General features: G+C 59.7%; 10 protein-coding genes. 4 read left to right on the top strand and 6 right to left on the bottom strand.

What is annotated here, in order from left to right:
• The first annotated feature begins 27 nt into the window (after positions 1-27).
• Positions 28-2,052 carry a phospholipase D-like domain-containing protein gene (locus tag V5D86_RS01980; RefSeq protein WP_414595017.1) on the top strand — a complete coding sequence of 675 codons (2,025 nt, stop codon included), beginning with the start codon at positions 28-30 and terminating at the stop codon, positions 2,050-2,052.
• Complete coding sequence (locus V5D86_RS01985) at positions 2,049-2,537, top strand: GNAT family N-acetyltransferase (RefSeq protein ID WP_414595018.1); 489 nt, start codon at positions 2,049-2,051, stop codon at positions 2,535-2,537. The genes V5D86_RS01980 and V5D86_RS01985 overlap by 4 nt, the downstream gene beginning before the upstream one ends.
• On the opposite strand, the gene V5D86_RS01990 is transcribed toward V5D86_RS01985, so the two are convergent.
• The 5 genes from V5D86_RS01990 to V5D86_RS02010 form a co-directional block, all read right to left on the bottom strand.
• Complete coding sequence (locus tag V5D86_RS01990; RefSeq protein WP_414595019.1) at positions 2,494-4,350, bottom strand: hypothetical protein; 1,857 nt, start codon at positions 4,348-4,350, stop codon at positions 2,494-2,496. The two genes, V5D86_RS01985 and V5D86_RS01990, sit on opposite strands and share 44 nt — an antisense overlap.
• An 82-nt stretch (positions 4,351-4,432) precedes the next feature.
• Positions 4,433-5,947 carry an ATP-binding protein gene (locus V5D86_RS01995; protein ID WP_414595020.1) on the bottom strand — a complete coding sequence of 505 codons (1,515 nt, stop codon included), beginning with the start codon at positions 5,945-5,947 and terminating at the stop codon, positions 4,433-4,435.
• A complete protein-coding gene (gene dnaG / locus V5D86_RS02000; RefSeq protein WP_414595021.1) occupies positions 5,947-7,458 on the bottom strand; it encodes a DNA primase DnaG in 1,512 nt (503 codons plus the stop codon). The genes V5D86_RS01995 and dnaG overlap by 1 nt, the downstream gene beginning before the upstream one ends.
• 328 nt (positions 7,459-7,786) lie before the next feature.
• Positions 7,787-9,901 (bottom strand): ATP-binding protein, encoded by a 2,115-nt coding sequence (locus V5D86_RS02005; RefSeq protein ID WP_414595022.1) that lies wholly within the window; start codon positions 9,899-9,901, stop codon positions 7,787-7,789.
• Positions 9,898-11,085, bottom strand: coding sequence for a metallophosphoesterase family protein (locus tag V5D86_RS02010; RefSeq protein WP_414595023.1), 1,188 nt, complete (start codon positions 11,083-11,085; stop codon positions 9,898-9,900). Before V5D86_RS02010 ends, V5D86_RS02005 begins: the two co-directional genes overlap by 4 nt.
• Positions 11,086-11,231: 146 nt before the next feature.
• Between V5D86_RS02010 and V5D86_RS02015 the strand changes: the two genes are divergently transcribed.
• Positions 11,232-13,055, top strand: a complete 1,824-nt coding sequence (locus V5D86_RS02015; RefSeq protein ID WP_414595024.1) for a cobyric acid synthase — start codon at positions 11,232-11,234, stop codon at positions 13,053-13,055.
• Complete coding sequence (locus tag V5D86_RS02020) at positions 13,052-13,885, top strand: cobyric acid synthase (RefSeq protein ID WP_414595025.1); 834 nt, start codon at positions 13,052-13,054, stop codon at positions 13,883-13,885. The genes V5D86_RS02015 and V5D86_RS02020 overlap by 4 nt, the downstream gene beginning before the upstream one ends.
• Here the strand turns inward: V5D86_RS02020 and V5D86_RS02025 are convergent, their stop codons facing one another.
• Positions 13,886-14,077 (bottom strand): hypothetical protein, encoded by a 192-nt coding sequence (locus tag V5D86_RS02025; protein WP_414595026.1) that lies wholly within the window; start codon positions 14,075-14,077, stop codon positions 13,886-13,888.
• Between the last annotated feature and the right edge of the window lie 58 nt (positions 14,078-14,135).

The following is a 14,135-nucleotide window of genomic DNA, read 5'->3' on the forward strand; positions in this document are numbered from 1 at the left end:
AGATCCGTGGCCCTCATCGTAGTCGCGATGGCGGTCCTATGCCCCCTGTCCTTCGCAGAGTCCGACGCTGCTGCGGAAGAGATGGACGGGCTGATGCTATACCAGATATATCCCAATACCAGTGAGAAGATAACTGGCGTTGCCGTACACAACTATGGTTCGACCGATGTCGACATGAAACAGTACATGATTGCAGACATGCCCTCCCGTTCTGGGAACGAAGGCATCATATCCTTCTCCGAATCCATAATAGTCAGACCCGGCGAGACCCTGGCCATAGCCTCGGATTGGTCGTCTACTGATCGTTTCTGCAACCAGGAGAACATAGTCTTCTTCGATGGGGATAAGAAGAATCCTGGGATCGAGGTGTATAGGAATTTCTCACTCTCCAAAAACGGAGACGATGTCTATCTGGTGGATGCGGGATCCTCAGGATTCAAGGTATTGGATTCCGTGTGCTACGGAGATAAGATCATCAAGGACAAGCCGTACTGGATTGGCAACAGCTCAGACAAGATGTCCAACTGCTGGATCCAACGCATCGGAACCAGTGATACCGACAGTGCCGAAGATTGGATGGTATACGGTCGGACAAACTTCGAATTCGACGCATATGTACAATATGATGCCAAAGTGACGCCTTTCCTGTTCCCAGACAGTGGCGGGATACCGATATACGATGCTATAAGCAGTGCTAAAAAGAGCATCTATATCGAGATCTACATGCTGACGAGTCCCAACGTCGTCGCTCTATTGTGTGAGAGGGCATCTGAAGACATTGAGATCAAGATCTTATTGGAAGGAGGCACGCTGGGAGACTATGATCCGATCACACAGGTAGCTGGCGGGCTAAGAAAGCTTGTGGACCTGGGCGGGGATGTAAGACTCATAGGCGTCAGCGACACGGGATCCAACCGCTACGCGTTCGACCATGCCAAACTAGCCATCATAGATGGCTATAAGACAATAGTCACTTCAGAGAATTGGATTCCATCCAATATGAACGGTTCTATCGATGATGACCCGTATCAAGGGAGCAGTGATGGGAATCGCGGATGGGGTGCGATCATCGAGAGTGTCGAATACGCTACGTTCATGACCGATGTGTTCGAACACGATTCGGATTATGCATATGGCGATGTGAAACCATTCATCGAGGAATACCCCAATGCCAAACCCAAATCGATAGAGTATGTACCAGTAGGGAAAGGACAATGGGAAACGTATTCTGCAAAGGTAACTCCGATTCTTTCCAATGACAATTCATTTGCCGCCTTGGAACATTACAGCAATGTTGCCACCACGAGGCTCTACTCTCAACAAATGGACCTTGGAAGCACCTATATGGACCATGAGACGGAAGATACACCGTTATACATGTTCGATCAAAAGGCCGACACTGTAGACACACGGATCATTTTCACCTCGAAAGATAAGATACAACCGGTAGTGGACTCCCTCAACCTGAAGACGAACATCAAGGTTGCAGCAATGGACAAGCCCACTCTCCATAACAAGGGGATAATATCCGATGACACCGCGTGGGTATCATCCGTGAATTGGACGGATAACTCGTTCTTCAACAACAGAGAGGTGGCCGTGGCCATCCATTCGGAAGGAGTGTCGGACTATTTTACGACAGCATTCCTTGCTGATTTCGATAGATACTACACACATGACGGGTTTAACATCCAATTCACGGAGAAATCCTCAAGTTATGAATCCGGACAGGAGATCACAGTATCCGTAAAAGTGACACCCGAAGGCAATGAATACACATACGAGTGGGACCTTGGAGACGGTTCAAACACCTGGACCACCAACACACCGCGCATAGCTGCTAAACCAACCGATGGGGAGCACACATTCAAGGTCACCGTGACCGATTCGAACGGATTGACCAAGAGCGCATCGTTCGATTACGTCGTAGGGGATCCCACCGACACCTCGGACATATCCACGATACTGAACGATTATCTGTACTACATAATCGCAGGGATACTGGTGATCCTCGGGATCGTCGCAGCGGTAATCAAAGGCGTGAACAGATGAGCGGTTTCATCATGGTGAGGCGCGCCGGCGGCGCCGATGTGCCCGCCATGTACCGCATCTACAACACCAACCTCGACGAATACTTCGCCCCCGAATCCATCGAGTTCTTCATGCTCCAATGGCCAAGGGGGCAGTTCGTCGCCACGACACTGACCGGAGAGACGGTCGGAGCCCTCAGCAGCTACATAATGCAGGATGGTGCGGCCACAATCACCCTTCTGGCCATCGACTCCAGGTTCAGAGGCCTGGGTGCAGGTTCCGATCTCATCGGATCGTTCATACAGGAATGCGCCGCGAACGGGATATCGCGGGTCCAGCTCGAGACCAGGGAGACGAATCTGAGCGCCATCCGGTTCTATCAGAGCAAGGGGTTCAGGACGACCGGACGCCTGCCCAACCTCTACACCGACGGTGGTGCCGGGGTCAGGATGTGCATGGACCTCAGTCACGCCTCAGCAGCATGTATACGGCCACCGCCGCTATGATGACGATGGCCGACGCGATGATCGCATTCCCCTTGACACCGAGCTCGAACTTGTTGACCTCGCTCTCGGGTATCGCATTAAACGCGTACTCCCCGCTCCCGTTCGCAACGAATGTCACATAGTTGTACGAGTACTCGGTGACCTCGACCGTATTGCCCATGGAATCCGTGATGATCGGGACATAGCCCGATGGGATGGACACGCTCATGGTCACCAACATACCGTAATCCGTCCCGAACCCTTCCAGATGTATCATCCAGGTCTTCTCGCGGTCCTCCCCGTCGATCACCGAGATCGCGGCCAGGAGCATGGAGTTGACTATCGGGGTATCGCCGGAGACCACGATGATCTTCGCCCCGGCATCATTGAACCTCATGGTGGCGGATTGGAACTCTATGTCGCCCGATGTCGACCTTATCACGATCGCCGAATCCTCCACCGTCATTATGTTGATCGTCCCCTCGTTCGGACGAGCGAATATGCATGATGCGATGTACCCGTCCCCTGAGACCTCACCTTCGATCGACCCTCCGGACTGCTTCTCGATGATCCCGGAGTTGTAGACCCTGCCGTCTATCAGGAGGTTCCCGACGAGCATGATGTCGCCGGAATTGACCAGGTGCCCGCCGGCATCGACGACCAGATCGGAGTTGTTGGGGACATAGATGTTCGAGGAGGAGTACAGGTTCGTCCCTCCGAGGACCACGGCTCCGCCAAAACCGGACCATATGCCCTCATCCCCGTAGATCGGGAGCCTCTGATACGTCTGATAGTACGTCTCCCTGATCTCGGCGTTGGAGACGCTGGACCCGAGGGAGTATCCCCCCAGACGCAATGCACGGTCCTCGGACACTATGAAACAGGACTCCAGGTCCAGCTGATGGTTGCGGACGTCCAACGTTATGTTGCGGGAAAGTATGACCTCCGGCTCCTCCCCGTTGCACAGGACGCTGGGCGGATCTATGATGCCTCCCCCCACGATGACCCTCTTGATACCGAACGCGTCATCGATGGACACGGAGAAGTCCCTCATCACATAGAACGTCCACATATTGCTGAGGTAGTACCCGGAACCTCCCTCGGTGTCCGCTCCAAGGGACAGATAGTCAACACTCCCCGTGCGGAAATGATAGTCCAGCGTACCGACCACCGCGCTACGATTGGTCATGTAGCCTATGGTCCCTCCGGTCACCTCGACATCCACTGCGACGAAGTAACCGTCCGATCCGGTCGTGTACAGGCGGTCGACGGTCGCGGAGGCCCCGACGTTCAGAGACATCTCGCTCACGGCTATCAGGGAATCGCAGGCGTTGAACGTGCCCACATCACCGCATATGGAGACCTCCAGAGAGCCGATGGCCTTGTAGGCATTGAAGTACGATGAAGGCAGCGAGGAGCTCAGTGATTGTGATGATGAGACCATCGTGAGCGTGGACACCTCGCCGGAGACCATCGTGAACTCTACGTCAACGGGCTTCGGCGACTTGACCACCCTGTCGACGGTGATGACGGTGAGGTCCCTCAGGGTCCCCGAATCCATCACCACGACTATGGAACCGTCGACATCGGTCCAGTCCACGAGACGGATGCTGGACCCGGAACGTACCTCCTTGGTGCGATAGGTCGGGTCGTCGGAGACCTTCGTGGTGACCACGACCCAGCCGTTCTTCCCCTCGCTGATTATCACGTCCGCGTCCGGGTAGATGTCCTGCGGCAGGGGGTCCGTGTCACTGGCCCCCTCGGACGACGGGGCGAGGAGAACCACGGCTACGGTCAAGATCAGCAGAGATCCCAGAAGCGCGGCCCCCTTCATAGTGACTGGATTGATCTTCCGGATATAAGGGAATAGGGATGTCGCTCGGAAAAGGAATGCGGGGAGATCCCCGCGGTTTGGGTCAGTTGAACATGTTGTCATCAAGATGTTCGGTCTGATAGTAGTAGGAGGACCTCTCCTTCTGTGCGGAGGAGACGTCCTTTCCGAGACCCTTGTTGTAGGAGCCGTACCTCTCGCGGATCTGCTCCTCCGCGCTCCTGGAGCGCCTGAGGGCCTTGCGGATGTGCTCCGCCGTGATCAGCTCCGAGTCCTCCATGACGGCGATGTCCCCCGCCGCACGGATGAGCCCTCCGAGCTCTCTCAGCCTGAGCGTGAGGGCACCGTTGGCATTGTCCTCCTTGGCCCTGCGGCGGCCCTCCTCGATGATGAGCTCCACCGCCTCCACATCAGCGTGCGGGATGTGCCCGTCGAGGTTGACCTCCTGTGCGACGAACTGCGCGTACTTCGCACGGTTGCGGGGGGTGTCCTTCATCGCGACATCGACCAGTACCTCGTACCCTCCGCCGATGATCCTGGAACGGAGCGGGGAGAGGATGTTCTCGAGGTCCTGTATGTTGCATGCCGCGACGAGGATGAAGTCGCAGGGGACGTCCTCGACCTTCACGCTCGCCCCGGCCGACTGGGGATTGCGCCCCACGATGGGGAACGTCTTCTCCTGCATGGCCGTGAGGATGTACCTCTGAAGATCGCCCAGATGGGATATCTCGTCTATGAACAGCACCCCTTCGTGGGCCTCGTGGATCGATCCGGCCACGATCCTCTCGTAGGCGGGGGTCCCGAGCTTCTCGTGACCGCCGTACGGGTCGTGCCTCACGTCCCCGAGCAGTTCGGTCTCCGAGGCTCCCGTCGCTAGGACGAACGGGTTCCTGTGGAGCTTCACGAGGACCTTCTCGTTGGAGGTGCGCTGAAGCTCCCCGCGCTTGTCGAGGGCCTTCTGGTCCAGCATGCGGATCCTGTCCCCGGCGCGCTCGAAGATCACGACCTCCTCCTCGCCGTCGCGGGTCCGGGTGGTGTGGACCTTCTCCTTCCCGGCCGTGGCCTGCGGAAGGGCGACCTCCAGCATGCCGCCGAGAAGGTCCTGGAAGGGATTGTTGCGACCTCCCATGTCGACCTTGCTCTTGCTGCAGTGGGGGCAGTTCAGGTCGGTTGGCAGGGAGTACTTCCCGCACTCCTTGCACCTGTACCCCAGATGCTCGGCGACGTTCGCCGGCGCATCCGAGGGGTTGAGCAGCACCCCCACGGACTCCGCGCGGATGCTCTCCTCCTTCTCGACCTCCTCCTTCTCGAGGACCTCCAGGAACGGCCTCTCGGCGTTCTCCGGGTTCTTCACGACACGGACCTCCTGCCTCGGCTGAGGCAGGTTCATCGAGAGCGCGCGTGCGATCATGGACTTGCCTGTGCCGGGAGGTCCGACGAGCAGAAGGTGCCTCCTTTGCCTGGCGGCGATCTTCGCGAGCTCTATGGCCTCCTCCTGGCCCAGTACGCGGTCCAACGGGTCGGACGGGATCTGGATCTCCTCGGTGGACGACATCTTGGCGAAGTCGTCCCAGGTCTCGACGAGTCTTTTGTCTGTCATCAGTAGAGGTCTTCCTTGGTCCAGATGAGGATGTCCGACGGCATCTTGGTTATGTTGCCCTTGCGGGTCCCGACGACGGTCCCGATGCTCTTGTCGACGGACACGTCGAGGATCCTCTGGGAGATCACACCGTCGAAGACGATGGCCTTCACTCCCTCGGCATCCTCCTTGAGCGTGTTGACCAGGCTCTTGACCGCGACCTCGCGGAGGACCTCGTTGTTCTCGCCGAGGATCTTCGCGTTGTGGGTGGTCGAGAGGTCGAGGAGCATGTCCCTGAACTGCTCCTGCTCGGGGGAGAGGGTCTTGTTGCTGGTGGCCCTCTTTCCGCGAAGGGTGCGGGTCCTTTTGGGCTTCTCCTCGACGGGCGCCTCGACGGTCTCCTCCGCGGGTGCTGCGGGCTCCTCCGCGGCAGGTGCCTCGACGGTCTCCACAGGGACCTCCTCGCGGACCATCAGATGGGTCTCGCCCGGGACCGCCAGGGAGCGCTCGGCGGCAGGCATCTCTATGACGTCGGACTCTGCAGACTCCTTCTTCCTGAACTTGTCGATCGCCCCGGAGTCGAAGCGGTCCTTCTTCTCCCTGCGCTCGTCCCTGTCTCTCCTGTCGCGGCGGTCGCGCCTGCGGTCATCGCGGTCCTCACGGTCCCTGCGCTTCTCGTGGTGCTCCTCGACGACGGGCTCATCATCGGCCTGGCGGTCGTTGTTGACGAGGAGGCCGTTCATCTCCATGTACTGGTCCCCGGGGACCTTGTTCCTGAGACACTTCACGAGCTGTTTGCCGGAGAGTTCCTCGACCTCGTGTGCACGGGGCGCACGAGCGACGAAATCGACCTCTGCGACCTGGAAGAGCTCCCTGAGTATGAGCTCCCCTCCGCGGTCCCCGTCGACGAATGCGGTGGAGACCCTCTCGCGGGAGAGGTCCTGGACGGTCTTGGGGATGTTGGTGCCCTCGACAGCGATGGCGTTCTTGATCCCTGCCTTGAGGAGGTTGAGGACATCGGACCTTCCCTCGACGATGATGATCGACTCGGAGTCCTTGACATTGGGCCCTGCAGGGCACCTGTCCTTGCCGTATGTGGTGATCTCCTCCACCTGGACGCTCTGCCTGACGCTGTCGGTGAGGTCGGTGCTGGATCCCTTGGACTGTTTGATGAGCTCGTTGAGCAGCTCCTTGGCACGCTCGACGACCTTCTCCCTCTTGGTGACCCTTACATCCTCGATCCCGAGGACGTGGATGGATGCCTTGCAGGGTCCGACGCGGTCGACGGTCTCGAGCGCGGATGCGAGGATCACTGTCTCGACCTGGTCGAGGCTCGAGGACATGTAGATGATACCGTCGGATTTCCCGCCTTTGGACGTGATCTCGACCTCGATCCTGCCGATACGGCCGGATTTCTGGAGATCCCTAAGGTCCAGCTCGTCTCCGAGGAGTCCCTCTGTCTGTCCGAAGATCGCTCCGACGACATCGGGCTTCTCCACGATACCGTCGGCGTTGATCTTCGCCTTCACCATGTATTTAGTTGCACTAGGATCGATATTCATTTGCACCCTCCTGGGGGTGTCTGAGAAAACACGGTAGCCCTGCTCCGTCCCGAACTGCGCCGTGCACCTTATGCTACGGCACGCCGTACCAAACCTTCAGACGAGCTCTTGTTGGGTCGGAGCACCGTTGCCCATCGCCTTTCTGGTGTTCGCCCCTCGTTCGGGGGCGAGTGATGATAGTGAGTGTGAACAGGGTTGCACAGTGCAATCCCTAACCCCGAAATGACGATATGATTTATAAATACTACGTAAAACCTGATGGAAATCGGCCCTTCCTGGCCGGAAGGACCGGTGGTTTTCAGACGGCCAGCACCCGTATCCCCTCCGAGAGCGAGATGTCGCGAGTCTCGGAATCGCACGTGAACAGTATGACCTGCATCTCCTCGGATATCCCCTTCAGTGCCCTCACGGCCCCTGCCTTCCTCTCGCTGTCGAACGGGAGCAGGACATCGTCCAGGACCACGGGGACCTCGCCCGAGCCGAGCTCCTTGGCGATCGCCAGCTTTATGGAGAGCAGGGCCTGCGCCCTGAGGCCGGAGCTCCACTGCGACATACCACGGGGACCGTCGGGACCGCGAAGGAGGACCTGACCTCCGAGGGGATCGATCTCCAGATCGTATCTGCCCCCGGTCATCGACCTCAGGTACCTTGCGGCCGTGGAAGCGACATCCGGCTGGACGTCACTGAACGCCCTGCCGCACGCCCTGTCCACGATCTCCTTCATGATCATTATCCTGGCCCCCTCCATCATGATCTCCGCCTGCCTGTGCCTGAGGACCGCCAGATGGTCCATCGCCTGCTCGACCTCGCTGTCGTTCAGTACGGCCCTCCTCTGCTCCTCCAGCCCGCCTATCTCCTTGCTGAGCTGCTGGACGGCCCCGGACAGACCGTCGTCATCCGGTTCGATGCGCCCCGGTTCGACATCGGGGTCGAGACCCGCGTTCGACAGGGCTCTGCAAAGCTGCTGTATGCCGGCATCCAATTCGCCGGCCTCCACGGTCTTTCTCCTGGACTCCTCGAACCCTGCCTCACCGCCGAACCTCGAATGGAACTCCGCCAACTTAGCATTCGCATCGGAATGGGCCATCCTCGCACCCATCAACGGGGTGTCCAGGGAGGAGCACTCCCTTGCGGCATCCCTGACGCTGACGAGCCGCCTCACGGCGGCCTCCGCATCCGTGAAAGGCATCCCGAGGAACGAGCATATCTCCGCCACATGTCTCTCGAAACCCCTCGCCTCATCCTCGAGCCGATCCCTGCGGGAGGTGTCCGTCGGCATCTGCGCCGTCGTCCCGCCTCTCCTCATGGAGAGGACGGCCATGCCCGCCCCGACGACTGATACCGTACCGGCCACGGGATGGACGACGACAGCGAGGACTATTCCCGTGACGATCAGGACCATCCCGAGGATCATGGCGGCCATGGACCTATCGGACCTCCTCGTACCGGCCACGGACGTGGTCTGGATCGGCCTCTCGAGCTCCCGCCTGTTGTCCATGTATGCGTTCAGCAGTCCGGGAAGCCTGTCTATCTCCTCCCCACGGGCTGCGACCTTGCGACGGTCGAGTCCCTGGAGCCGGATCCTCGCGGCTTCAATACGACCCTCCACCTCCTCGACCCTCTCCCCTGCGGAGCGCACCCCTGACTCCAGCGATGCCTTCGTGGAGATGTCGCCGTCGGAGACCTCGTGGAACCTCCCCAGGTCGGAACGTCTTTGCCTCAGGGTCCTGAGCGCCTCGTAGTTGGCCCTGTTCGATTCGACGATGCTCGACCTGGCCCTCTCCTCGGATTCCCGGCCCATCCGTTCGTTCAATCCGTCCAGCTCGGACCTCTTCGCCCTTATCTCGGCGGACAGGTCGCCGTACAGTCCGACCTTCGCCTTGAGTGTGGAGACGGACGCCTCCGCATTGCGGAGACCCTCGTTCACGGTGTTGAGCTCCGAGGATGAGTTCGAACGCTGGCCGAGGACCGTCCTCTCGCCATCCTCTATGGACTGCCTGACCTTGTCCATGGCCTCCCCTCCGGGGATCGTCAGGAACCTCGACTTCAACTCCCCCTGCTCGATCATCTTGGAATCGTCCAGCGACCTCTGATCCATGGCGAATATCTGCCTGTATAGCTCCGAATCCTTCGGGATGCATCCCGGAACGTCCCCAGAGACCTTCCTGTGCTCCAGTTCCAACGTCCCGTCCCCGTCCGCATCGGAGTAGTGCAGGGTCCCGGTATCGGACTTCCTGCGTTCCGGGTATATGGCACGCTTGTTCGTGGGAGACAGGACGGAACGTATGAACTCCATGGTCGAGGTCTTCCCGCTCTCGTTGGGACCGTACATGACCGTCATGCCCTCATCGAAACGGTAATCACGTTCGCGGATGCCCCCGAACGATCCTATGCGCACCCTGGATATCCTCATCTGGACGCCCCCAGCATATTGACGACGGACCTTGTCGCATCGGTTACGATGGCCCTCAGGTCCTCCTCGGGCATGCTCTCGAAGAAGGGCCTGTTCTTGCGGAGGATCGGATTGGAGCAGATTATGTCGATGATGTCCTGGACACTGGCATCCCTGATCGAGAAGCCCACGTCGGCAGAGACCCCGATCATGTCCCGTTCCCCCCTCCTGAGCTCCGGGTCGATGGATTCGGTGGTCTCCACGCCCATGGACGATATGGTGCACCCGAGATACGCCTCCAGGATTGACATTACATCATCCGGCCTGTCGCGTATCATGCGGTCCAGCTGTCCCGCGCCGATGAGCGTCAGACGGGCCACGGACCCTTTCCCTACCCGGGTGGCCAGTGCCTCCTTCAAGGAGTTCATGTCCAACCCGGTGATGTCCTGCCTGATGTCATGCCAGACGATGGCCTGGGTGGGGATGAACCTAAGACCGTCCACACGACCGTCCCTGACGGTAACCAGATATGCGCCCTTCTCACCGGTCTCCTTGAAGCTGCGTCCCTGGATGTTCCCCGGATATACGACCCACGGATCCTCGCAGAGGACCGCACGCTTGTGTATGTGACCCAGGGCCCAATAGTCCACCCCCTTGCCGAAGAAGTCCGATCTGGAACAGGGCGAGTAGTCGTACTCAGACGAAGGGTTGTCCACATCGCAGTGCACACAGGCCACCGTGAACCTGTCGGGTGACCCGCGCATCATCGACGGAAGGTTGCGAGAGTCGTGCCAGTCCATGAAACTGGCCCCGATGACCTCGGCCGATTCCACGCCCTGGATGTCGATGGCCTCCGGCTCCGTGCCGAAGACGTGGACGTTCGGGGGGAACGGGATCTCGGACTCCCATTGGGTGACCGGGTCATGGTTCCCGCGGACCATGAAGATCGGTATGCCCGCCCTCGCCAGCTCCCTGCACAGGAAATCCCTGGTCCTCGGGGTTATCGTCTCCTCGTCGAAGGCATCGCCCGATATGACCATGGCATCCGCCCTCTCGTCGATCGCCACATCGACGATCCTGGAGAACGATGTGAACACCGATGCCGTCATCTCGGCGGCCCGTCCCCTGTCATCCCTCGCCACCCCGCGGAACCTGGACCCGAGATGGAGGTCCGCACAGTGAATGAATTTGAATTGTGCACCCATGGTTGAAACACCCTGTATTCCGTATTTAAGGGGATTCGGGGGGTGACCGAAAAACCACTCGCTATGCGTTGATGCGATGCCTGATCGTATGTACACTCCATGCAAGAGGTTCTTATTCCCCTAGCACTATCATCCAACCCGTTCCCATGGACTGCATCAAGAAGAAGGTCAACGAAGAGCTCCAGCAAGGCTGGATAGGCTGCAACAAGACATGCGACTACCACCCGTGCCATTTCACTGGACAGGACTGCACCTTCTGCTACTGTCCGTTCTATCCCTGCCACGACACGGATTTCGGTGAGATGATCCAGGGCAGACACGGGGAGGTGTGGTCATGCTCGGACTGCCTGTTCATCCACCGGAAGGAGGTCTGCCAGTTCATAGTCTCGGAGACGGAGCGCCTCGGCATAGAGGAGGCGGGGGACCCCAGATTCAAGGACATCTTCACCGAGGCCAAGGAGCGCTTCCACCGTACCGGCAGGGCCCTCATGGTGGTGGGCGCCACGTCCGATGCCGGGAAATCGATAACGGTTGCCGCGATCTGCAGGATCCTGCACCGCAGGTGCTACCTGGTGGCACCGTTCAAGAGCCAGAACATGAGCCTCAATGCCAAGGCGACCCGCATGGGAACCGAGATCGCCATGGCTCAGACCGTTCAGGCCAAGGCCGCCGGCCTCAAGACCCCGGACAGCCACATGAACCCGATCCTCCTGAAACCGAAGAAGGACACCGTGTCCCAGGTCATCGTCTGCGGGAAGCCCTACGCGGACTATGACGTGGAATCCTACTACGGCGAGTTCGTCCCCGGCCCCGGACGCGGGATAGTCAGGGAGAACATAGAGTTCCTCAAGAACAGATACGATTTCGTGATAATGGAGGGCGCGGGGTCGCCCGCCGAGATAAACATCTACGACAGGGACATAGCCAACATGGGTGCGGCCGTGGAGGCCGACGCGGACGTGATACTCGTGGTCAACGTCGAGTGGGGCGGGGCGTTCGCCTATGCGCTCGGCACGATAGAGCTCATACCCGAGCCGGACCGTCAGCGCATCAAGGGCGTCATATTCAACAACGTCCGCGGGGACCTCTCCAGGTTCAAGGACGGCATCCCCGAGTTCGAGAGGGTATGCGGCGTCCCTGTGATAGGCGTGACACCGCACGGGGACTTCATACTCCCATCGGAGGATTCCGAGGCACTCCGCGGGATAAGCCGCAAAGGCGACGGGAAATGCCTGATCGGCGTCGTCAAGTACCCGAGGATCGCCAACTTCACCGACCTGGACCCGCTGTTCCTGGAGGATGTGTCCATCGTCTTCGTCGAGAAGGCAGGGGACCTGACCGGCGTGGACGCGGTCATCCTGCCCGGGACCAAGAACTCGGTCTCGGACATGCTCTGGATGGAGGAGAGGGGGATCGCGGACGGCATACGGTCCCTGAGAGGGAAGGTCCCGATCGCAGGCATCTGCGGCGGGTTCCAGATGATGGGTGCGACCCTGGAGGACCCGGAGGGCATAGAGGGAGGCGTTCCGAGGACGATCCCGGGCCTCGGGTTCTTCGACATGACCACCCGCTTCGGCGAGTACAGGAAGAGGGTCGTCAACAGCGACGGGCGCATGCTCGTCGGGGAAGGCGGGGAGATCAGCGGATACGAGCTGCACATGGGGATGTCCGACATCGGGGAACAGCCCCTTTTCGAGATATGCAACTGCTTCGACAAGGACCCGGTCAGGGAAGGCGCCGTACGCGAATCGGAGGACCTCTTCGGGACATACCTTCACGGGATCTTCGACAAGAAGCCGTTCAGATCCCATTTCCTCTCGAAGATAACCCATGACGGCAGGACCATGGACATCACGGACATCCGTGACTACGACGACATCCTGGAGGAGAACCTGGAGAAGCTGGCGGACGTGTTCGAGACAAACATGGACATGGGTGCCGTCATGAGGCTCCTGGGGGTGGACGAATGAGGGTACTCCTCCTCGGGACCTCGTCCGATGCAGGGAAGACCGTGTGCTCGGCGATGATCTGCAGATACCTCGCCAGGAACGGGATCAGACCGGTCCCGTTCAAGGCGTTCAACCTGTCGCTGAACTCGTACGCCACCAAGGACGGCGGGGAGATCGGGATGGGCCAGACCTTCCAGGCATGGGCCTGCGGGGTGGAGCCGGAGACCGACATGAACCCCGTCCTCTACAAGCCGTCCGGGAACGGCGTCATGCAGGCCGTCCTGGGAGGACGCCCGTACATGGACCTCAGGGACGGGAGGAAGATCGACCGGGATGTCGCCCTGAGGCAGATCCGCGAGTCGTACGGGAGGCTGGAATCGGGATACGACATGGTCGTGTGCGAAGGGTCCGGGTCCCCTGCAGAGCTCAACCTCATGGACACCGACCTGGCGAACACCGGCCTCATGAGGGAGATCGGCGTCCCCGCGGTCCTGATCGGGGACATAGAGAGGGGCGGCGTGTTCGCGGCGATATACGGCACGTGGAGATTGATCCCGGACGACCTGAAGCCTCAGATGAAGGCGTTCATCATCAACAGGTTCAGAGGGGAGCCGTCCATCCTGAAGGATGGCATAGAGCGTATCGAGGAGCTCACCGGCATGAGGTGCCTCGGAGTGCTCCCCTACCTGCCGCTGAAGTTCCCCGAGGAGGATTCCCTGTCGGGATCGGGCGGGGAACTGAGGGGGGACGACCCCCGTCAGGCGTTCATGGACAACCTGGACGCGCTCATAGACGCGGCGGAGGAGGCCGGGTTCGACTTCGACGGGATCGTCAGGATATCCGAGGGATGATCATCCGCCCGAGGCGACCCTTATTGCCCTGACCTCCCCGTCGTCGGAGGGCACGGAGTCCATGGGCACCGGCACGCCCCCGACCAGGTAGATGTAGGAGTCCGGGGTGAGGCCCGCGCCGCGGCCCGCATCCTCGACCGTGATGCCCGGGGGCACGTCCACGACAGCATCTGAGAAGACGATTCTCGCCATGACTGGACCATGTCCGGGAGGATATTTTACGGTTACCAGCATGCGGGCGAACGACACG

Origin of the sequence: Candidatus Methanoprimaticola sp. MG2, from assembly GCF_047501175.1 — an archaeon.
In the GTDB taxonomy this organism is placed as follows: Archaea; Thermoplasmatota; Thermoplasmata; order Methanomassiliicoccales; family Methanomethylophilaceae; genus Methanoprimaticola.